Raw genomic sequence first — 23,043 nt, forward strand, 5'->3', positions numbered from 1 at the left:
AAGCGAATCAGTCTTTTATTTTTAATGAATGTGCTATTAGTAGATAAGAAAGAGGAAACACGTCATCTGTGTTTCCTCTTTCTTTAGATAGTTCCCTGCAAGATTATAAAAAATAAGAAGAAATCATCCCAAACTTGTGGGGGAATGGTATGGATTTCTTCTCGTATAGTAACTAACGAAGTGTATTTTTTGTTTCTACATTGCCATCCAAGAGGGTTCTAACATATTTCCATCTAGGTCTTGTACTTCAAGGCCAAACATTTGATCTTCTGGAATACCCATGTCCACATGATAATAAGACCCACCATTTTCTTTTGCTGTTTCGGCAAATTTTTTGACTGCTTCTGCATTAGGTAGACTGAAAGCAATCAGTGCGCCACTGGTTGTCTGTGCATCTGCAATTTTTCGGTCGTTGATAAATGTTTGATAAAATTCATGATTCAACAACATAATCCAAAAGTGATCATCCCATACCATAGAGCTTGCTTGTTCTGTCGAAAATTCTTGATTTTGCTCAAAGCCGAGTTTCGTATAAAATTCCGTTGACTTCTTTACATCTTTGACTGGAAAATTGACAAAAACCATCGTACTCATTTTTTTCGACCCCTTTCTATATTCTTATCATCTACTGTTTGTAAAACGCTGTCAAAAATTCTGCTTCGTTTTTTTCTTGGTAAAATAAATTTTGGAAAGGCATAGCGCTAAGAAAACAAACGATGCTTTCTTTTTTTTAGTTCAATTTATGCTAAAATAGCTTATAAGTGATCAAACTGTGAACAACAGAATGAAAAAGCATATTCTATTTGAGTTCCAATCAGTGAGATTGATATATCAAGGAGGAAACACAACTATGACCATTCAATGGTTCCCGGGACACATGGCGAAAGCTCGTCGTGAAGTTTCTGAAAAAATGAAATACGTTGACATCGTTTTTGAGTTAGTGGATGCGCGTTTACCGTTGTCATCAAGAAACCCGATGCTCGATCAAATTATTCAACAAAAACCACGTATCGTTTTATTAAATAAAGCTGATTTGGCTGATCCACAACAAACAAAGCAGTGGCAAGAATATTTCAAAAAACAAGGTCACGCTGCATTAGCAATCAATGCACAAGAAAACAAGGGCGTGAAGGGACTGATTCCGACCGCCAAAGAAGTGTTAAAAGAAAAAAGAGCAAGAGATGCTGCTCGAGGATTGAAACCCCGTGCAATTCGAGCAATGGTTTTAGGAATCCCTAACGTTGGAAAATCGACATTAATGAATCGCTTAGTTGGAAAAAAAATTGCACAAACAGGGAATAAACCTGGAGTGACGAAAGGGCAACAATGGTTACGTCATGGAACGGAACTAGAATTATTAGATACACCAGGAATTCTTTGGCCTAAGTTTGAAGATGAAGAGATTGGGAAAAAGCTGGCATTGACTGGTGCAATCAAAGATCAATTACTTCACTTAGATGATTTGGCCATCTATGGCTTGGACTTCTTTGCCCGTTATTACCCAGGAAGAATTCAAGAACGTTACCATTTAACAGAAGAGCAGGAGCAGGGTCTTGCGCCAGAAATTTTGATGGCGGTCACGGCTAAAAGAGGCTTCAGAGATGATTACGCTCGTGGAAGTGAACTAGTTGTGTTTGAAATCAGAGATGGCAGATTAGGTCGCTACACGTTAGATCGCTGTGAAGAAATGGGGCAAGAAGTGAATGAGTGAGTCGATTCAAGCCATTAAGGAAAAATTAACAACAATCACTTCCTTGACTGATCCTTCACTTGAATATTTGAAGCAAGATCCGCGAAAAGGGGTACAACAAGCACTCAACTCTTTAGCAAAGCGGCTTGAAAAAGAGGCTAAAATCAAAGAAAAGTATCAAGAAATGTTTGTTTTTGAAAAACAAGGATATGCCAATGGTCATCAATGGATTGCTGGCATTGACGAAGTTGGTCGTGGACCATTAGCTGGCCCTGTCGTTGCAGCAGCAGTTGTCTTATCGAAAGATGAAGAAATTCTTGGCTTAAATGACTCTAAGCAGCTATCTGAGAAAAAACGTGAATTACTTTATCAGGAAATTCAAGAGAAAGCTTTGGCTATTGGAATCGGGATTGTTGACGAAAAAGTGATCGATGAAGTAAACATTTATGAGGCAAGCAAGTTGGCAATGATTCAAGCAGTTGAAAAATTAACTGTCCAGCCAACCTACTTGTTGATTGATGCGATGAAATTAGATTTGCCCATTCAACAAGAAAAACTAATCAAGGGAGATGCACGCTCTGTTTCGATTGCTGCAGCGAGCATCATTGCTAAAGTTTATCGCGATCGTTTAATGGCAGATTATGACCAATTGTATCCAGGCTATGGATTTGGTCACAATGCGGGCTATGGAACAAAAGAACACTTGATTGGTATGGAAAAACAAGGAATTACACCAATTCATCGTCGGACATTTGCTCCAGTCAAAAAATATTTATAAAAATTTAAACACACCTTTTGCGTATCTTATTAAAAAGAAAGCAAGAGGTGATTTTTTTTATGGAAAAAATAAAAGAATATTTATTACGTTTGACTTACGCAAAAGGAATTAGTAGCCAGGGAAAGTGGCAAATACTTCAGTACTTATTGGCAAATCCAGAAGTACGCTTAACAATAGAAGAGATTTGTAAGATTGCCTCTATTACGATTCATCGTGAACTGTTTCGACAAAGCTGGTTGGAGGTCGAAAATCACTGGGAAACAATCAAACAAAACCAACAGTATATTACTTGTTTGGACCCATGCTATCCCTCACAATTATTAAATTTGACATATCCTCCCATTCTATTATTTTATCGAGGGGACCTATCGTTATTGACGTATAAAATGGTGAGCGTTGTTGGAGGAAGACGATCGTCAGTTCTTGCAAAGAAAACAGTTCTTCAGCTCTTACGTCCAGTGATTGCTGAGGGTTACGTGATTGTGAGTGGCTGTGCCAAGGGAATTGATACATATAGTCACTGTGCGGCAATTAAAGAAGGTGGACGAACGATTGCTGTTGTTGGAACAGGCCTGGAAAAATTTTATCCAAGAGAAAATGAACAACTACAAAGGAAAATTGCTGAGGAGCATTTGCTGTTAAGTGAATATCCGCCAGAAGCAGGACCAAGGAGACACCGCTTTCCGATGAGAAATCGAATCATTGCTGCCTTATCACTGGGTACTTGTGTAATCGAAGCAAGGAAAAAGAGTGGCTCACTAATAACAGCACAGCAAGCATTAGATTTAGGCAAGGCTGTTTTTGCCGTCCCTGGAAATGTTTTAACAGAACACTCTGAAGGCTGTCATCACCTCATTCAAGATGGGGCAATTTGTACGATTTCAGGACAGGATATTTTAGCAGAATTGAAAGAATAACATCACATTTCCCATTTGCTTTCCTTGACAAACGATTTCTGAATGGATATGATTAGCTACGATTTGTAGGAAACCTCTAGTATAAGTATATATAGTAGGAACTCGACAATGAAAGGAGTCCATTCAAGAATGGCATATAAATATTTAGTGATTGTAGAATCACCAGCAAAGGCCAAAACAATTGAAAAATATTTGGGCCGAAATTATAAAGTAATGGCAAGTGTAGGCCATATTCGTGATTTACCAAAAAGTAAAATGGGAATTGATGTCGAAAATAATTATGAACCTCATTATATTTCTATCCGAGGAAAAGGCGATGTTATTAAAAGTTTAAAATCTGCGGCTAAAAAAGCGCAGAAAGTTTATCTCGCAAGTGACCCGGATAGAGAAGGAGAAGCGATTGCTTGGCATCTAGCCTATTTATTAGGATTAGATCTTGAAGACAAAAATCGTGTCGTTTTCAATGAAATCACTAAAGATGCTGTAAAAGCTGCGTTTAAAGAACCTCGTTCAATCGATGTGGATTTAGTTGATGCACAACAAGCACGCCGCGCATTAGACCGATTAGTTGGCTATTCGATTAGTCCAATCCTTTGGCGTAAAGTGAAAAAAGGATTAAGTGCAGGACGCGTTCAATCTATTGCTTTAAAAATTATCATTGATCGTGAGCAAGAAATCCGTGAATTTATTCCAGAAGAATACTGGAGTATCGATGGAAACTTTAAAAAGGCACGTAAGAAATTCAAAGCAAACTTCTGGGGAATCGATGGCAAGAAGAAGAAATTACCAGATGCAGAAGCTGTGAAAGAAGTCACTGCTAGAATTGATGGTCAAGACTTTGAAGTGAAAAAAGTCGAAAAGAAAGAACGAAAAAGAAATCCAGCCAATCCATTTACTACGAGTAGTTTACAACAAGAGGCTGCACGTAAATTAAATTTCCGCACAAGAAAAACAATGATGGTTGCGCAACAACTATATGAAGGAATCGCATTGGGAAAACAAGGAACAGTTGGTTTGATTACCTACATGCGTACCGACTCAACGCGGATTGCTGACACAGCCAAAGCAGAAGCAGCTTCATTTATCCAAGAAACATATGGTGATGAATTCTCTGCTCACGGAAATAAAAAGGTGAAAAATGCTCAAGGCGCACAAGATGCCCATGAAGCAGTAAGACCAACTAGTGTTTTGCGCACACCTGATGAAATCAAACAATATTTAGATAAAGACCAATTAAAATTATATACATTGATCTGGTCACGTTTTGTTGCCAGTCAAATGACACCAGCGATTTTAGATACAATGAAAGTTACTCTAGACCAAAACGGTGTCATCTTTATTGCCAATGGTTCAAAGGTCAAGTTCAAAGGATTCATGCAAGTTTATGTTGAAGGTCGCGATGATGGTAAAGAAGACAAAGAAAACATCTTGCCTGAATTAATTGAGGGAGACATTGTTCAATCTGTGGACATCGAACCCAAACAACACTTTACGCAACCACCAGCAAGATTTAGTGAAGCAACGCTTATTCGAGCATTAGAAGAAAACGGTGTGGGTCGTCCATCAACTTATGCGCCAACATTGGATACGATCCAACGCCGCTACTATGTCAAACTGACACAAAAACGTTTCGAACCAACGGAGCTAGGAGAAATCGTTAACTCATTAATTGTTGAATTCTTCCCTCAAATCGTTGATATCCATTTCACAGCGGAAATGGAAAATGACTTGGATAAAGTGGAAGAAGGAAAAGAAGCTTGGGTCCAAGTAGTTGATCGTTTCTATAAACCTTTTGAAAAAGAATTAAGTAATGCAGAAGAAAAAATGGAAAAAATTCAAATCAAAGATGAACCAGCTGGATTTGATTGCGATGTCTGTGGGCATCCAATGGTGATTAAATTAGGAAAATACGGTAAATTTTACGCATGTAGTAATTTTCCAGAATGTCGTAATACCAAACCAATCGTGAAAGAAATCGGTGTTACTTGTCCCGTATGTCATGAAGGCCAAGTGATTGAACGTAAATCCAAGAAAAACAGAATTTTTTATGGTTGTTCTCGTTTCCCAGATTGCGAATTTACTTCTTGGGATAAACCAGTGGGCAGAAATTGTCCGAAATGTGATCAATATTTGGTTGAGAAGAAAGTTAAAGGTGGCAAACAGGTTGTCTGTGTAAATGGCGACTATGAAGAAGATGTTCAAAAATAATCGAAAAGAGGTTTTTACTTGAAAACTGTAAATGTAATTGGTGCCGGCCTTGCCGGAAGTGAAGCAGCTTGGCAAATTGCACAAGCTGGAGTTCCTGTTCGTCTATATGAAATGCGTCCAGTTAAATCGACAGAAGCGCATCATACTGAAAATTTTGCGGAATTAGTCTGTTCTAATTCTTTAAGAGGAAATAGTTTAGCAAATGCTGTTGGCCTATTGAAAGAAGAAATGCGTCGCTTGAATTCCGTAGTGATTACTTCGGCTGACGAAACAGCTGTTCCTGCTGGTGGCGCATTGGCAGTTGACCGAGATTCATTTTCAGAAACGATTACTCGAAAAGTGAAAGAGCATCCACTAGTAACGGTTATCAATGAAGAAATAACCAAAATACCAGAAGGCATTACTGTTATCGCAACCGGGCCGTTAACTTCTCATCCATTAGCAGAAGCAATCAAAGAATTTAATGGTTCAGATGGTTTTTATTTTTATGATGCTGCTGCACCAATTATTGATAAATCAACGATTGACATGGACAAAGTATATTTGAAATCACGTTATGATAAAGGTGAGGCAGCTTACTTGAACTGTCCAATGACAGAAGAAGAATTTACTGCGTTCCATGATGCGTTAGTTCATGCAGAAGTCGCAGAATTAAAAGCATTTGAAAAAGAAAAATATTTTGAAGGTTGTATGCCAATTGAAGTAATGGCACAACGTGGATTTAAAACGATGCTATTTGGTCCGATGAAGCCAGTTGGACTAGAAGATCCCAAAACGGGCAAACGCCCTTATGCTGTCATTCAATTGCGCCAAGATAATGCAGCTGCTTCTCTTTATAATATTGTTGGCTTCCAAACTCACCTAAAATGGGGCGAGCAAAAACGAGTATTCCGCATGATTCCTGGTTTAGAAAATGCTGACTTTGTACGTTATGGTGTCATGCATCGTAATAGTTTTATGAATTCACCAGAATTATTGAAACCAACTTACCAATCAGCGAAGCGTGAAGATTTATTTTTCGCGGGTCAAATGACTGGTGTTGAAGGGTACGTGGAAAGTGCAGCTAGTGGGTTGTTAGCTGGAATCAATGCTGCACGACTTGCAAAAGAAGAAGAGCTTGTTGTCTTCCCACAAGAAACAGCAATTGGAAGTATGGCGTACTATATCACGCATGCCGAAGGAAAACATTTCCAACCAATGAATGCAAACTACGGGTTGTTCCCAGAACTACCTGAACGAATTCGTGATAAAAAATCACGTTATGAAGCATTAGCAAACCGAGCATTAGCAGCTAATGAAAAAGTGATTGCAGAATTAGCTTCGCCTATTCCTGCAAAATAAACAAAAAAACGAATCGACTTAGTAAATTATGATTGAGCTATTCATAATTTACTAAGTTTTTTGTTGCGTAAAATGAACGCTTCACTGAAAAATTAGCGAGAAAAATGAAAACAAAACGAAAAATTGTGCGAATTGTGAACAAACTTAGAAATATTGATTAAATTCTGACAATTTATTTGTTTTTTTATAAGGGCTATGCTAAATTTATTTCTGGGATTGTAAGGAAGGTGAAAAAATGGCAGAACAAAGCTGGGAAGAAAAGTTTCTACGCTATTTGATTGTTGAACGAGGATACTCGGATAAGACGCGTCAAGCATACAAGGAAGATATTGATGACTTCAAAGATTTTCTAAAAGAATCTGGTGAGGAAAATTTGTTGAGTATTGATCACTTAGATGTAAGAGTCTATTTAGGTTTTTTATCAGATAAAGAATACAGTAGAAACACAATTAGCAGAAAAATTGCCAGTTTGCGTTCATTTTATCAATATCTTTTAAAAGAAGAACTGATCGAGGAAAATCCTTTTTCTTATGTCCATTTAAAGAAAAAAAATATTCGGTTACCGCGCTTTTTTTATGAAAATGAAATGCAGGCTTTGTTTGAAAGCGTTGCTGGGGATAAACCGTTGGACTTCAGAGATCGAGCAGTACTAGAAGTTTTATATGGTTCTGGTATCCGCTTAAGTGAATGTAGTGGGTTAAAGGTTAAGGACATCGACTTTCAAGCAGAGGTAATGTTGATTCATGGAAAAGGAAACAAAGAAAGATATGCGCCACTGGGATCCTTTGCTCAAGAAGCTTTACAAGAATATTTTGAAAAAAGTCGTTCGTTCTTGATGAATAAATACCATAAAGAGCACGATTTTGTTTTTGTTAACCACCATGGTGATCCAATTACACCAACTGGAATCGAATATATACTAAATCAGATAATCAAGAAAAGTAGTTTAGATAGTGATATTCATCCTCATATGTTGCGTCATACGTTTGCAACGCATTTATTGAACAATGGTGCAGATATGCGGACAGTTCAAGAATTATTAGGGCATGCGAATTTGTCTACAACTCAGATTTATGCCCATGTGACGAAAGAAAGTTTACAAAAAAACTATCGCTCTTTTCATCCACGAGCGTAGCAAGGATATTATTTTATTAGGAGGGTCTACAAATGGTAGAATCACAATTTCATTCAACCACGATTTGTGCAGTTGAAAAAGACGGAAAATTTGCAATGGCTGGAGACGGTCAAGTAACAATGGGAGAATCTGTTGTTATGAAAGGAACAGCTCGCAAAGTTCGCAGAATTTATAATGACGAAGTTGTTGTTGGTTTTGCTGGAAGCGTAGCAGATGCCTTTACTTTGGAAGAAAAATTTGAAGGTAAACTGAATGAATATAATGGCAATCTACAACGTGCGGCTGTTGAGTTAGCACAAGAGTGGCGAACACAACAATCCATGCAGAAATTAGAAGCAATGTTGATTGTTATGAATGATAAGGAAATGCTGTTAGTTTCTGGAACAGGTGAAGTGATTACACCAGATGATGGTATTTTAGCCATTGGTTCTGGCGGAAACTTTGCGTTAGCCGCTGCGCGTGCAATGAAAAATTATGCACAAAATGAGATGAGTGCAAAAGAGATTGCTGAAAATGCGTTGAACATCGCAGCGGATATTTGTATCTTCACAAACCATAATATCATTGTAGAAGAATTATAAGAGGTGATTAGAATGAATGAATTAAGACAAACACCAAGACAAATCGTGAGTGAATTGGATCAATACATCGTGGGACAAGAAGCAGCTAAAAAATCTGTGGCTGTCGCTTTACGAAACCGCTACCGTAGACTCCAGTTAGATGAAAAAATGCAACAAGATATTACCCCTAAAAATATGCTGATGATTGGGCCAACAGGGGTTGGAAAAACAGAAATTGCTCGTCGACTTGCAAAAATCGTCAATGCGCCATTCATCAAAGTGGAAGCAACTAAATTTACAGAAGTTGGTTACGTTGGCCGAGATGTAGAATCAATGGTTCGTGACTTGGTCGAAAACGCGATTCAAATCGTTGAGAAAGAACAATACAGTCGTGTGTATACAAAAGCCAAGAAAAATGCTGAAAAACGGTTAGTGAAAGTTTTAGTACCTGGTATCAAGAAGGAACAAAAACAATCAACAAACCAATTTGAACAAATGATGAACATGTTCAATGCCTCTGCACAACAGGCTGAACCACAAGAAGAAATCACCGAAGACATTCGAGTTAATCGTCGCACCGTCTTGGAACAATTGGAAAAAGGCTTGCTGGATACGCGTGAAGTGACAATCGAAGTGGAAGAACAAAAGAAGTCCGCGCCAATGATGAACAATGGCTTGGAACAAATGGGCATTGATTTGAATGAGACATTAGGCGCGTTAACACCGACTAAAAAAGTAGAAAGAACAGTCACAGTAAAAGAAGCACGCGAAATTTTAATTCGTGAAGAATCTGCTAAACTTGTGAAAGATGCAGATATTCATAGCGAAGCAATCAAATTGGCTGAGTCAAGTGGTATTATTTTTATCGATGAAATCGATAAAGTGACTCCAAAATCACAACAGTCTGGTGAAGTTTCTCGAGAAGGTGTACAACGCGACATTTTACCAATTGTTGAAGGCTCACAAGTCAACACGAAATATGGTACGTTACAAACAGATCATATTTTATTTATTGCTTCAGGTGCCTTTCATTTATCCAAACCAAGTGATTTGATTCCAGAATTACAAGGACGCTTCCCGATTCGCGTCGAATTAGATGATTTGTCAGCGGAAGATTTTGTGAAAATTTTGACAGAACCTAATAATGCATTGATCAAACAATATATTGCATTGATTGAAACGGAGAATGTTTCCGTTACGTTTACTAAGGAAGCAATCGAACGAATCGCGCAAATTGCTTTTGATGTGAATCGCGACACGGATAACATCGGTGCACGCCGTTTACACACAATCTTGGAAAAATTATTAGAAGATTTATTATTTGAGGCACCAGATATGCAGATGGGTGAGATTACGATTACAGAAGCATATGTCAATGACAAATTGGTTTCAATTGCACAAAATGAAGATCTAAGCCGCTATATACTTTAAGAATCGGAGGACGACTATGACGGATTTGCTAACGAAAACCCGAAAGATCAACAAACTTTTACAACAAAAAAATACCTTTGATATGGATGCTGATTTACCGTATGACAAAATGGCAGTGACACTAGGTGGAGTGTTGGACAGTAATACGTATATCATTGGTAGCGATGGCGTGCTACTTGGTTATAATGAACGTCATGATGTGAATAATGAACGTGTGAAAACTATGTTCGTTGAAAAACAATTTCCACTTTATTACACAGATACCGTAGATCAACTAGTTAAGACAGAAGCAAATATTCCAATCACTAGTGAAATTACAGCTTTTCCAGTAGAGTCAAGAGAAAAATATCCATTTGGCTTAACGACAGTCGTACCGATTTTTGGTGCGGGAGAACGTTTAGGAACAATTATTTTGTCACGAATGGAACAAGCATTTACTGACGATGATTTAGTTTTAGCGGAATATGGGGCAACAGTTGTAGGGATGCAAATTCTTTACCAACAGTCACGTAGCATTGAAGAAGATGTGCGAAGTGCCACAGCTGTGCAAATGGCAATCAATACTCTTTCTTACAGTGAATTAAAAGCAGTTCAAGCAATTTTCCATGCGCTTGATGGCGACGAAGGTCGTTTGACGGCGTCAAATATTGCCGATGAAATCGGAATTACTCGTTCCGTGATCGTTAATGCTTTGCGCAAATTGGAGTCTGCAGGTATCATTGAATCACGTTCTTTGGGAATGAAAGGAACCTACTTAAAAGTCCTTAATTCACGTTTTAAAGAAGAATTAGCAAAACATAGCTACTAAACGGAATCTTATTTTTCAGTTCACTGAGGGCAGTAGCAATTTCAAAAAATGGGGGAGTCACAATGACCGTAATTATTCAAAATGATCAGCTTATTGCTAAAATAGCTGAACATGGAGCAGAACTAATTAGCTTACAATCAAAAGAGCATAATCTTGAATATATTTGGCAAGGGGATCCAGAATTTTGGGGACGTCATGCACCGGTTCTTTTCCCATTTGTTGGTCGTTTGAAAAATGACGAATACATGTATCAAGGGAAAACGTATTCGATGGGGCAACATGGTTTTGCAAGAGATATGGATTTTGAAGTTATTGAGCAAGGACCAGAGCAAGCAAGTTTTCTGTTGAAAAGTACACCAGAAACGAAAAAAAATTATCCGTTTGATTTCGAATTAGTCATCACGTATGAATTAGGTGGCGACGGAATAACTGTTCATTACCAAGTGGAAAATGTTGGAGAAGAAGAAATGTATTTTTCAATTGGTGGGCATCCAGCGTTTAATGTACCATTGGAAGAAGGCTTGTCGTTTGATGATTTTTATTTGGCCTTCTCGCCAAGAAAATCAAGATTACGTTTACCATTGGCAGGACCTTATATCGATTTAGATCAACGAACATTGGGGCAAACAAATACGAACTTGGCATTAGATCGTGAGTTGTTTGACCAAGATGCACTTGTTTTTGAAACGAAAGGACTAAATGCCTATTCGATTCGTAGTGAAAAATCACGCCACAGTGTGACATTAAGCTATAAAGATATGCCTTACGTTGGTATTTGGTCACCTTATCCAAAAGAAGCGCCGTTTGTTTGTATCGAACCTTGGTGTGGGATTGCGGATACGGTGAATAGTAATGGAAGTCTGATGGAAAAAGTGGGAATCAATCAATTAGGTGCTCATGAAATTTTCCAAACAAAATACTCAATCACCGTGAAATAAACAAAAAAGTGAGCTACGACAAATGTCGCAGTTCACTTTTTTTGAGAAAGAAAAACTATTTTTTTTTGCTGCTATTTAAACCAAAAGGAATTCGACTTTCAGTTTTGTTTTTGATACGTTGAATGTTTTCTTTGTGACGAAGAAAAATAAAAGATGACACTAAGAAAGCAATGATAGTTAACAGCCAATTATGTTCAGGTAAAATAACCGGTGCAATAACCGGTAAGAAAATCGTTGATAAAGTAATCAACACAGCACTGATCATACTGCTTAAGCTTACCATGCTGGTGAAGTAAAGACTTACGACAAAAATTGTTGCAGAGTAGACGAAGAAAATGGGACTGAAACCTAGGAGCATGCCGGCGCTGGTTGCGACTGCTTTTCCGCCTTTGAATTTTGCAAAAATCGGAAAAGTATGACCGAGGATTGCACAGACCCCAAACCAAAGTGGATTGATTGTCGTGATGTGAAAAATAATTGGCAGACAAGTTGCCAGTGTTCCTTTTAAGATGTCCATTAGTAAGACAACGATTCCTGCTTTTTTGCCTAATACACGAAAGGTATTGGTCGTTCCAGTGTTTCCACTACCATATGCGCGAATGTCTTTGTTGAAAAAGATTTTTCCAATCCAGACGCCGGAAGGAATAGAACCCAAAAGATATGCTACAATAAGTAATAAGATCAATTTCATTTTTTTACCTCTTTCAAGTTGAAAACTAATGTTTATTTTAGCATGAATGAGTAGTAGGAACAATCGAAATTCACGAATGAAAGGAATGAGTAGGATGGCAGTTGAAAATCCAACCCAAGAAACAATTTTTGATTATTTAAAGTCAGCAAAAAATATTGCTGTTGTCGGTTTGAGTAATAAACCAGAACGAACAAGTTACCAAATCGCGAAGTTATTACAAGAAAAAGGATATCAAATTTTTCCTGTGAATCCAATTTTGGCTGGACAAGAAGTACTAGGTGAAAAAGTTTATGGTCATCTGACAGAGATTACAGAACCAATTGATATTGTTGATATTTTTCGACGTGGTGAATTTTTACCTGAAGTAGCACAGGACTTTTTGCAAACAGATGCAAAAGTTTTTTGGGCACAATTAGGAATTGAAAATGAAGAGGCAGCAAAATTATTACAAGCTGCCGGTCGAAAAGATATCGTGATGAATCGTTGTATAAAAATTGAACTAGCTAAAATGGACGATAACTAGTCTGAGCAAGTGCAACGACCAAATAAATAAAGTTTTAATGTGCGAAAGGTGTTAATTAAAAGCAGGTTGGGTGACTGTTTCTCTTGATTTTTTCCCAACCTCTTTTTTTTCGCAGTTTTTTTTAGTATGATTAGTTCGATGCGGTCTTTTAAATTCCGCAAGTATTATTGAAGGAGCGTTTGCCTTGGCAAAAAAAGTAATCAATGAATATAATGATGCTTCTATCCAAGTTCTTGAGGGATTGGAAGCAGTTAGAAAACGACCAGGGATGTATATCGGTTCCACTGATAGCCGAGGCTTACATCATTTAGTGTATGAAATTGTTGATAATGCAGTCGATGAAGCTTTATCAGGCTATGGAAATGAAATTGATGTAGTGATACATAAAGATAACAGTATCACTGTAGTAGATAGCGGTCGCGGAATGCCAGTTGGAATGCATGCTTCAGGAATTCCAACGGTTGAAGTGATTTTTACAGTGCTACATGCTGGAGGAAAGTTTGGTCAAGGAGGTTATAAGACCTCTGGTGGACTGCATGGTGTCGGTGCCAGTGTGGTAAATGCCTTATCAAAATGGTTGACTGTAACTATTGTTCGTGATGGTGTTGAATACCAACAAAAATTTGTAGACGGTGGTAAGCCACAGGGGACATTAAAAAAACTTGGTAAAACAAAAAAAGCAAATGGAACCACGGTTCATTTCTTACCGGATGATACGATCTTTTCAACAGTGAAATTTTCATATGAGATATTATCAGAGCGTTTGCGCGAGTCCGCTTTTCTTTTGAAAGGCGTTCGAATTACGTTAAGTGATCTTCGCGGTGAAGAAGAGGTTACAGAAGTTTTTCATTATGAAGAAGGAATCAAAGAATTTGTCGAATACTTGAATGAAGAAAAAGATACATTGACACCTGTTGTCTATTTTTCTGGTGAAAAAGACGGTATCGAAGTGGAAGTTTCTTATCAATACAATGATGGCTATTCGGAGAATATTTTGTCTTTTGTTAATAATGTACGGACGAAAGATGGCGGTACGCATGAAGCAGGAATGAAAACAGCGATGACGAAAGCTTATAATGAGTACGCTCGTAAAGTTGGACTTTTGAAAGAGCGAGATAAGAACTTAGAAGGTAGCGATTTTCGTGAAGGCTTAGCGGCGGTTTTGTCAATTCGTGTACCAGAAAACTTATTACAGTTTGAAGGCCAAACCAAGGAAAAATTGGGTACGCCAGTTGCTCGAACAGTCGTTGATAATGTCATTGGCGAACAAATGGGCTTTTATTTACAAGAAAACAGTGAAATGAGCCAAATGTTGGTCAGAAAAGCAGTGAAGGCTCGTGAAGCGCGAGAAGCTGCACGTAAAGCGCGAGAAGAAAGCCGTAATGGTAAAAAACGCAAAAAAGGCGAATCTTTGTTATCAGGTAAATTGACCCCTGCACAATCGCGTAATCCTAAAAAGAATGAGCTTTATCTAGTCGAAGGAGACTCTGCTGGCGGATCTGCCAAGCAAGGACGAGATCGTAAATTCCAAGCAATTTTGCCACTTCGAGGAAAAGTAATCAATACAGAAAAAGCGAAAATGCAAGACATTTTGAAAAATGAAGAAATCAACACCATGATTTATACGATTGGTGCAGGCGTAGGACCAGAATTTTCTGTTGAAGATTGTAACTACGACAAGATCATTATCATGACCGATGCAGATACGGATGGTGCGCATATCCAAGTGCTATTGTTAACTTTCTTCTATCGCTATATGAAACCATTAATTGAAGCCGGAAAGATCTATATTGCTTTACCACCTTTATACAAAGTTTCAAAAGGCCAAGGGAAGAAGCAAGTGGTTGAATATGCTTGGACAGATGAAGAATTAGCTGCAGAAATCAAAAAAGTTGGGAAAGGTTATTCATTGCAACGGTATAAAGGGTTAGGTGAAATGAATGCCGACCAATTATGGGAAACAACGATGGATCCAACTTCACGGACATTAATTCGTGTTCGAATTGATGATGCGGCACAAGCAGAACGACGTGTGACGACATTAATGGGGGATAAAGTTGAACCTCGGAGAAAATGGATTGAAAGCCACGTCCAATTTACAATGGAAGAAGACGGTAGTATTTTAGATAAAAAAGAAGACACTGAAATGACAGCTTCAACTTCAAGCGAACGATTAGATGAAGAGCATGAAGAGATTGAAAAGCCAATTCAGTTGTTTGATGTAGAATAGGAGGTCACCTGATGGAAAATCGACAAGAAATCCAAGAATTAACCTTAGAAGAAGTAATGGGTGACCGATTTGGACGTTATTCAAAATATATTATTCAAGAGCGTGCTTTACCCGACATTCGTGACGGGTTAAAGCCAGTCCAACGTCGGATTTTATATGCAATGAACAAAGATGGAAATACCTATGATAAAGGATTCCGTAAATCTGCGAAATCAGTCGGAAACATCATGGGTAACTATCACCCACATGGAGACAGTAGTATCTATGAAGCAATGGTTCGGATGAGCCAGGACTGGAAGCTTCGAGAAGTGCTGATTGAAATGCACGGGAATAATGGTAGTATGGACGGCGATCCTCCAGCGGCAATGCGTTATACAGAAGCGCGTCTGTCTAAACTAAGTGGTGAAATGTTAGCGGATATTGAAAAAGATACGGTTGATATGGTTTGGAACTTTGATGATACTGAAAAAGAACCAACTGTTTTACCCGCTAGATATCCGAATTTATTGGTGAATGGTTCAACTGGTATCTCAGCAGGGTATGCGACCGAGATACCAACGCATAATTTAGGAGAAGTCATTGATGGAACTATCTATCTGATTGACCACCCTAATGCAAGTTTAGATAAACTAATGGAGTTTATCCCAGGACCTGATTTTCCAACAGGAGGAATCTTGCAGGGAAAAGATGAAATCAAAAAAGCTTTTGAAACCGGACGGGGAAAAGTGATTCTACGTTCTAAAACCAAAATTGAAGCAATCAAAGGAAGCAAAGAACAAATTGTCATTTCAGAAATTCCTTACGAAGTGAATAAAGCAACCCTTGTGAAAAAAATTGATGAAGTGCGTTTAAATAAAAAAGTAGATGGGATTGCTGAAGTTCGTGATGAAAGTGATCGAACAGGTTTGCAAATTGTTGTGGAATTAAAAAAAGATGCAAACGCACAAGGGATCCTAAATTATTTATTTAAAAACACGGAACTACAAATCAACTACAACTTTAATATGGTAGCCATTGATCATATGACACCACATCAAGTTGGGCTAAGAGATATCTTAAGCAGTTATATCGGACATAGAAAAGATGTCATTACGAAACGTAGCCAGTATGATTTGGCAAAGGCACAAAAACGTCAACACATTGTGGAAGGCTTGATGAAAGCATTATCGATTTTAGATCAAGTGATTACGACAATTCGTGAAAGTAAAGATAAACGTGATGCAAAGAAAAACTTAGTGGATGTTTTTCAGTTTACTGAAGAACAAGCAGAAGCAATCGTGATGCTGCAACTTTACCGTTTAACAAACACCGATATTACTGATCTTCAAAAAGAATCTGAACAATTGATTGCGCAAATTACGGAACTAAATAAAATTCTTTCAGATGACAAAGAGCTGTTTTCATTGATGAAAAAAGAATTACGTGAAGTGAAGAAAAATTATGCAACGAAACGTATTACAAAAATCGAAGATGAAATCGAAGAAATAAAAATTGATACGAAAGTGTTGGTTGCGCAAGAAGACGTAGTCGTTAGTGTAACGCGTGAAGGTTATGTGAAACGAAGCAGCTTGCGTTCTTATAGTGCTTCGAAGCCAGAAGAGATTGGTATGCGTGAAGGCGATTATCTTTTGTATACTGGTGAATTAAGTACATTAGACCATGTCTTGTTTGTGACGAACAAAGCGAATGTGATCTATCGTCCAGTCCATGAGTTACCAGATCTAAAATGGAAGGAAGTTGGTGAGCACATTTCACAAACGATTTTGAATTTATCAATGGATGAATCAATTATCGCAGTGTTCCCCTATACGAAAATCCAACCAGAACAAACCTTTATCTTTATTAGTAAAAATGGCATGATCAAACAGACTAGAATGACTGAGTTTGAACCATGGCGTACGTATAAGAGTCGTCCGCTCAGCTCAATGAAACTAAAAGATGAGGACGAGTTGGTAGCTGTTTATTTGGAAGAGGGCCAAGCAGATTTAGACGTCTTTCTAGTTACGCATCAAGGGATTGGCTTACGGTATCCGCTAGTTGAAGTACCAGTCGTCGGTGCAAAAGCAGCAGGAGTGAAGGCAATCAATCTGAAAGATGATGACACGGTCATCAATGGCTTATTAGTTTTTGCTGAAGGCGATACACCAATCGTAATCGTCACACAAAGAGGAGCCGTCAAACGAATGCTTGCACAAGAAATCTCGCAAACATCACGTGCAAAACGTGGGGTGCAAGTTTTAAGAGAACTAAAGAAAAACCCTCACCGAGTTATTTATATGTCTGAAGGAACAAGTCGTGAGCTAACAATCGTGAATCAAAAGGGCAAACAAGTGGAATTTAATCCAACTGATTTTCCAATTGGTGATCGTACGTCGAATGGTTCATTTGTGTTGGACGAAAAGCAAGGCGGAGAGATTATTGCTGTACTTGAAGCACCCGTCCCAAAAATCGAAGAATAACTGTATCATTTTTTCTTGAAGGAGCACAAACTGTAGTAGTACAGTTTGTGCTCCTTTTTTCATTTGTTAATATCGAAGAAATCTTACTTTTTTATTAAAAGATGAAAGTGTTCACAATGCCTAATGCTTGGTATTAAAGCATTGTTTAAAGATACATCAATTAAAATCTAAAAATTGTTAAAGAAAAAACAAGAAAACCCTTGCAAAGATGACACTCTGTGTTATACTAATCACGTAAAAACTGTTACATAAAACAGAAACTTTTAGGAGGTCCATACAATGGAGCAATGGAATGGATTTAAAGGAAAAACCTGGAAAGAAGAAGTAAACGTTAGAGATTTTATCCAAGAAAACTATACCCCTTATGACGGTAATGACGAATTTTTAGCTGGCCCAACAGAAGCAACAACAAAACTTTGGGATCAAGTAATGGAATTGAACACACAAGAGCGTGAAGCTGGTGGCGTATTAGATATGGATACTAAAGTTGTATCTACAATTACTTCACATGGTCCAGGCTACTTGAACAAAGATTTGGAAACGGTTGTTGGATTCCAAACAGAAAAACCATTCAAACGCAGCTTACAACCATTTGGTGGAATCAGAATGTCTGAACAAGCAGCTGAAGCTTACGGATTTGAAATTGATTCAGAAGTTTCTCACATTTTCCGTGACTATCGTAAAACACATAACCAAGGCGTTTTCGACGCATACACACCAGAAATTCGTGCAGCACGTCGTTCAGGTGTTATCACTGGTCTTCCAGATGCTTATGGACGTGGACGTATCATTGGTGACTATCGTCGAGTAGCACTTTATGGTGTAGATTATTTGATTAAAGAAAAACAAGTTGATTTATCTAACTGTGGTATTGGTATCATGTCAGATGATATTATTCGTCAACGTGAAGAATTGAACGAACAAATTCGTGCGTTAAGTGAATTGAAAGAACTCGGCAATATCTACGGATTCGATATTTCAGAACCTGCTACAAATGCAAAAGAAGCTTTCCAATGGTTATACCTTGGATATTTAGCAGCAATCAAAGAACAAAATGGTGCGGCAATGTCATTAGGACGCACATCAACATTCTTAGACATCTATGTAGAACGTGATTTACAAAATGGCGTTATCACTGAAGAAGAAGCACAAGAAATCGTTGACCATTTCGTTATGAAACTACGTCTTGTAAAATTTGCTCGTACACCGGATTACAACGCTTTGTTCTCAGGGGACCCAACTTGGGTTACAGAATCAATCGCTGGTATGGGTGAAGACGGACGCCACATGGTAACTAAAAATAGTTTCCGTTTCTTACACACATTATCAAACTTAGGACCAGCTCCAGAACCAAACTTAACTGTTCTATGGTCAACTCGTTTACCACATAACTTTAAAACTTTCTGTGCTAAAATGAGTATCCAAACATCAGCTATCCAATACGAAAATGACGATGTTATGCGTAAACATTGGGGCGATGACTACGGAATTGCTTGTTGTGTATCAGCTATGCGAATCGGTAAACAAATGCAATTCTTTGGAGCTCGTGCAAACTTAGCGAAAACATTGTTATACGCAATCAACGGCGGGGTTGATGAAAAATCAAAAGCACAAGTTGGACCTAAATATCAACCAATTACTTCAGAAGTTCTTGATTACAATGAAGTAATGGAAAAATACGACGTTATGATGGACTGGATTACTGAATTATATGTAAATACATTGAATATCATTCACTATATGCATGATAAATATTCATACGAACGTATTGAAATGGCTTTACAAGATACAGACATCTTGCGTACAATGGCAACTGGTATTGCTGGATTCTCAGTAGCAGTTGACTCTTTATCAGCAATTAAATATGCAACTGTTCGTACAGTTCGCGATGAAAATGGAATTGTTGAAGATTACGAAATTGAAGGCGACTACCCTAAATATGGTAACAATGATGATCGTGTAGATGAAATTGCTATTCAATTATTAAAAACATTCATGACAAAAGTTAAACGTAACAAAACTTATCGTGATTCAACACCAACAACGTCAATTCTTACAATCACTTCAAATGTTGTGTATGGTAAGAAAACTGGTAATACACCTGATGGCCGTCGCGCAGGCGAACCATTTGCACCAGGTGCTAACCCAATGCATGGTCGCGATACACACGGAGCATTAGCAAGCTTGTCTTCAGTAGCAAAATTACCATATGAATATTCATTAGATGGTATTTCAAATACATTCTCAATCGTACCTAAAGCTTTAGGTCGCGACGAAGAAACGCAAGAAGAAAACTTGGCAACAATGCTTGATGGTTATGCGAAGAAAATGGGTCACCACTTGAATATCAACGTGTTCAACCGTGACACTTTATTGGATGCCCAAGAACATCCAGAAAAATATCCTCAATTAACTATCCGTGTTTCTGGATATGCAGTAAACTTCATTAAGTTAACACGCGAACAACAAAACGATGTAATTGCACGTACAATGCACGAATCAATGTAACAAAAGTCAAGGAGGCGGATGGACTGATTCAGTCGATTCGCCTTTTTTTACTCGAAAAGTCATTATTAGGAGGACACGTCTATGACAACACCTGTAACAGGTTTTATTCACTCAACTGAAAGTTTTGGGTCCGTTGATGGCCCTGGTATCCGTTTTATCGCATTTATGCAAGGATGTCGGATGCGTTGTCAATTTTGTCATAATCCAGATACTTGGAATATTGGCGGTGGTGTTGAACGTACAACAGACGATGTGTTAAATGAAGCACTTGCTTACCGAGAATTTTGGGGAGATAAAGGTGGTATTACCATTAGTGGTGGTGAGCCATTACTGCAATTAGATTTTTTAATCGATCTTTTTAAAAAAGCAAAAGATCAAGGGGTTCATACAACGATTGATACCTGTGGCAAACCATTCTCCCGCGAAGAACCGTTTTTCAGTAAATTTGAAGAACTAATGGAATACACGGATTTGTTATTATTTGATATCAAACATATCGATAACGATCAACATAAGATTTTGACAGCAAATGGGAACCAAAATATTTTGGAAATGGCAAAATATTTGTCAGAAATCGGTAAACCAGTTTGGATTAGACACGTCCTTGTTCCTGAACGTAGTGACTACGATGAGTATCTGATTCGGTTAGATGAGTTTATTAAAACGTTGAACAATGTTGATAAGGTGGAGATTCTTCCTTACCACACTATGGGTCGATATAAATGGGAAACATTAGGCTTGAAATACCCACTGGATGGAATTGAACCACCAACGAAAGAGCGTGTAGAAAACGCAAAACAACTACTGCATACAGAAGATTACCAAGGATATTTAACTAGATAGTTTTGAAACGGAAAAGGAAGTTAGTATTGCTCTTTTCCGTTTTTTTGCTATTATTAAATAGGAGAAAGAACAAAGGAGCGAATGACATGTCAAAAATTTTAGTTTTTGGACACCAAAATCCAGATACCGATGCAATTGGAGCGGCGATTGCATTCTCACATTTACAAAATGAATTAGGCAAACAAACAGAAGCTGTAGCATTAGGAACGCCTAATGAAGAAACACAGTTTGCCTTGGAATCATTTGGTTTAGCGGCACCTCGCGTAGTAGAGTCAGCGAAAGCAGAAGATGCAGCTGTCATGTTGGTTGACCATAATGAATTTCAACAAAGTATTTCAGATATTGCTGAGGTAACGATTTTATCAGTAGTTGATCATCATCGTATCGCAAATTTTGAAACAGCTAATCCTTTATACTACCGTGCAGAGCCAGTAGGTTGCACAAGTACAATCGTTTTAAAAATGTACAAAGAAAATCAAGTAAGCATTCCAAAAGAAATAGCAGGAATCATGCTTTCTGCTATTGTTTCTGATACATTGCTATTCAAATCACCAACTTCTACACAAGAAGACGAAAAAGCAGCGCAAGAACTTGCAGAAATCGCAGAAGTGGATCTAAATGTTTATGGTTTAGAAATGCTAAAAGCTGGTACAAAATTAAGTGATAAATCAGCTGCAACTTTGCTTGATTTAGATGCAAAAAGTTTTCCAATGGGTGAAAAAAACGTCCGCATTGCCCAAGTTAACACGGTTGATTTGAATGAAGTAATGGATCGTCAAACTGAGTTAGAAGCAGCAATGGCTGAAGAAATGACTACAAATGATTATGATTTGTTTGTCTTAGTCGTAACAAATATTTTAGATAGCGACTCAGAATTATTAGTTGCTGGAGATGACAAAGAAAAAGTTGAAGCAGCATTCCAAACAAAATTAACAAACAATCGTGCATTTTTAAAAGGTGTTGTTTCTCGTAAAAAACAAGTTGTTCCTCAATTAACAGAAGTTTTTAGTTAATTTACTGATCTAGCTGAGTCGAGTGTAAACTACGACTCAGCTTTTTTTATCACGAATAAAAGATAAAATTTAAATGGAATGAGGGAGCAAATGAATTATTTTTATTCACCAAAAAATAAAGTTTATCAAAAATTGGTGGCTGATCCGCTGTTCTCACCAGTTATTACTTATTTAAATGAACAGCCTGAGCCGGTCATTTTGAGAGAATTAAAAAAAGTATTTCCTCAGCGAAAGTTTGAACACTTTTTGGATCAACTAATTGAAGCTGGACTAATTCTGCGTGAGGAAAGAAGGTATAAGTTAAACTTTCCCATCTTTACAGAAAATGAAGCTAGCTATCAAGAAATCATAGCTAATCAAGTACAACGATTAAGTGAACAGTTGTCTAAATTTTCCCAAGTGGAACAACAATTCATCGTGGGAGAAACACTTTGGTCCACTTGTTTTGAAGAAGACAATCAGGCTTTTTATGGTTATGAGGGAAAAGGGGAAACGACACGAAAAACAATTGCCGGAAATGAAGACTATCAATTTGTTTCGATTTCTACTACAGAAAATTTTCCAGTAACATTGGCTAATTATTTCTTCGTTCAAAAAAATAAACCTACGCAGTTCCCCGATTTCTTTTCATTAGCAACTTTGCTGGGAGATGTGAATGAATCCTATTATTTTGATCAAGTAGAAGTAATTATTGAGCGCGTTCGATTAAATAAATTTAAAAATCGTCGTCCAAATATTTTTTTGGAATCCTTAATCCAAACGAAGACAATTCAAGCAGAACCAACGTTTGAATTACTGTTACCAGTTCTTGAGAGTAAAAAAGAGTTGATTGCCATCCAGTTTGCTGAGATTGTTGATTTAACAGAATCGGAACTTGCTTTTGTTAACAGAAGAATTTACGAAGAAGTGAAAAAAACACTTGGTTTAACAGTGTATTCTTATATCAAAGCAAAATAAAAAAGACAGACAA

Annotated in this window: 19 protein-coding genes; 17 read left to right on the forward strand and 2 right to left on the reverse strand. The window is 37.7% G+C overall.

What is annotated here, in order from left to right:
- Positions 1–195 precede the first annotated feature (195 nt).
- Positions 196–594, reverse strand: coding sequence for a VOC family protein (locus IGJ76_RS04530; RefSeq protein WP_075491767.1), 399 nt, complete (start codon positions 592–594; stop codon positions 196–198).
- A gap of 256 nt (positions 595–850) precedes the next feature.
- Between IGJ76_RS04530 and ylqF the strand changes: the two genes are divergently transcribed.
- From ylqF to IGJ76_RS04580, 10 genes are all read left to right on the forward strand, one after another.
- Complete coding sequence (gene ylqF, locus IGJ76_RS04535; protein ID WP_067484988.1) at positions 851–1,711, forward strand: ribosome biogenesis GTPase YlqF; 861 nt, start codon at positions 851–853, stop codon at positions 1,709–1,711.
- Positions 1,704–2,468, forward strand: coding sequence for a ribonuclease HII (locus IGJ76_RS04540; protein ID WP_067484993.1), 765 nt, complete (start codon positions 1,704–1,706; stop codon positions 2,466–2,468). Before ylqF ends, IGJ76_RS04540 begins: the two co-directional genes overlap by 8 nt.
- 59 nt (positions 2,469–2,527) lie before the next feature.
- On the forward strand, positions 2,528–3,385 hold the full coding sequence (gene dprA / locus IGJ76_RS04545; RefSeq protein WP_071869356.1) for a DNA-processing protein DprA: 858 nt from the start codon (positions 2,528–2,530) through the stop codon (positions 3,383–3,385).
- A gap of 129 nt (positions 3,386–3,514) precedes the next feature.
- Positions 3,515–5,593: a type I DNA topoisomerase gene (topA, locus tag IGJ76_RS04550; protein WP_067484998.1), complete on the forward strand. Its 2,079-nt coding sequence runs from the start codon at positions 3,515–3,517 to the stop codon at positions 5,591–5,593.
- Positions 5,594–5,611: 18 nt separating this feature from the next.
- On the forward strand, positions 5,612–6,934 hold the full coding sequence (gene trmFO, locus IGJ76_RS04555) for an FADH(2)-oxidizing methylenetetrahydrofolate--tRNA-(uracil(54)-C(5))-methyltransferase TrmFO (RefSeq protein ID WP_086271053.1): 1,323 nt from the start codon (positions 5,612–5,614) through the stop codon (positions 6,932–6,934).
- Between the two features lie 235 nt (positions 6,935–7,169).
- Complete coding sequence (xerC, locus tag IGJ76_RS04560) at positions 7,170–8,069, forward strand: tyrosine recombinase XerC (protein ID WP_067485004.1); 900 nt, start codon at positions 7,170–7,172, stop codon at positions 8,067–8,069.
- A 32-nt stretch (positions 8,070–8,101) separates the two neighbouring features.
- Positions 8,102–8,650: an HslVU peptidase proteolytic subunit gene (gene hslV, locus IGJ76_RS04565; protein ID WP_067485006.1), complete on the forward strand. Its 549-nt coding sequence runs from the start codon at positions 8,102–8,104 to the stop codon at positions 8,648–8,650.
- A 12-nt stretch (positions 8,651–8,662) separates the two neighbouring features.
- Positions 8,663–10,060, forward strand: coding sequence for an ATP-dependent protease ATPase subunit HslU (hslU, locus tag IGJ76_RS04570; protein WP_075491198.1), 1,398 nt, complete (start codon positions 8,663–8,665; stop codon positions 10,058–10,060).
- Positions 10,061–10,076: 16 nt separating this feature from the next.
- Positions 10,077–10,868 (forward strand): GTP-sensing pleiotropic transcriptional regulator CodY, encoded by a 792-nt coding sequence (gene codY, locus IGJ76_RS04575; RefSeq protein WP_075491196.1) that lies wholly within the window; start codon positions 10,077–10,079, stop codon positions 10,866–10,868.
- Between the two features lie 62 nt (positions 10,869–10,930).
- A complete protein-coding gene (locus tag IGJ76_RS04580; RefSeq protein WP_071869353.1) occupies positions 10,931–11,806 on the forward strand; it encodes an aldose 1-epimerase family protein in 876 nt (291 codons plus the stop codon).
- Positions 11,807–11,861: 55 nt separating this feature from the next.
- Here IGJ76_RS04580 and plsY read toward each other — a convergent pair whose 3' ends face one another.
- Positions 11,862–12,497 carry a glycerol-3-phosphate 1-O-acyltransferase PlsY gene (gene plsY / locus IGJ76_RS04585; RefSeq protein ID WP_075491194.1) on the reverse strand — a complete coding sequence of 212 codons (636 nt, stop codon included), beginning with the start codon at positions 12,495–12,497 and terminating at the stop codon, positions 11,862–11,864.
- A 94-nt stretch (positions 12,498–12,591) separates the two neighbouring features.
- Between plsY and IGJ76_RS04590 the strand changes: the two genes are divergently transcribed.
- The 7 genes from IGJ76_RS04590 (at position 12,592) to IGJ76_RS04620 (ending at position 23,030) form a co-directional block, all read left to right on the forward strand.
- Positions 12,592–13,020 (forward strand): CoA-binding protein, encoded by a 429-nt coding sequence (locus IGJ76_RS04590; RefSeq protein ID WP_067485020.1) that lies wholly within the window; start codon positions 12,592–12,594, stop codon positions 13,018–13,020.
- Positions 13,021–13,204: 184 nt separating this feature from the next.
- A complete protein-coding gene (parE, locus tag IGJ76_RS04595; RefSeq protein ID WP_067485023.1) occupies positions 13,205–15,250 on the forward strand; it encodes a DNA topoisomerase IV subunit B in 2,046 nt (681 codons plus the stop codon).
- A gap of 11 nt (positions 15,251–15,261) precedes the next feature.
- The gene (parC, locus tag IGJ76_RS04600) at positions 15,262–17,709 is read left to right on the forward strand and encodes a DNA topoisomerase IV subunit A (RefSeq protein ID WP_067485026.1); all 2,448 of its coding nucleotides are present in this window, start codon (positions 15,262–15,264) and stop codon (positions 17,707–17,709) included.
- 279 nt (positions 17,710–17,988) lie between these two features.
- Positions 17,989–20,217 carry a formate C-acetyltransferase gene (pflB, locus tag IGJ76_RS04605; protein WP_067485029.1) on the forward strand — a complete coding sequence of 743 codons (2,229 nt, stop codon included), beginning with the start codon at positions 17,989–17,991 and terminating at the stop codon, positions 20,215–20,217.
- A gap of 81 nt (positions 20,218–20,298) precedes the next feature.
- Complete coding sequence (pflA, locus tag IGJ76_RS04610; protein WP_067485032.1) at positions 20,299–21,060, forward strand: pyruvate formate-lyase-activating protein; 762 nt, start codon at positions 20,299–20,301, stop codon at positions 21,058–21,060.
- An 86-nt stretch (positions 21,061–21,146) separates the two neighbouring features.
- Positions 21,147–22,073, forward strand: a complete 927-nt coding sequence (locus IGJ76_RS04615) for a manganese-dependent inorganic pyrophosphatase (protein WP_067485034.1) — start codon at positions 21,147–21,149, stop codon at positions 22,071–22,073.
- 90 nt (positions 22,074–22,163) lie between these two features.
- Positions 22,164–23,030 carry a DUF1803 domain-containing protein gene (locus IGJ76_RS04620; protein WP_067485037.1) on the forward strand — a complete coding sequence of 289 codons (867 nt, stop codon included), beginning with the start codon at positions 22,164–22,166 and terminating at the stop codon, positions 23,028–23,030.
- Positions 23,031–23,043 lie beyond the last annotated feature (13 nt).

Source organism: Enterococcus sp. DIV0175 (genome assembly GCF_050529075.1).
Lineage (GTDB): Bacteria > Bacillota > Bacilli > Lactobacillales > Enterococcaceae > Enterococcus_B > Enterococcus_B thailandicus.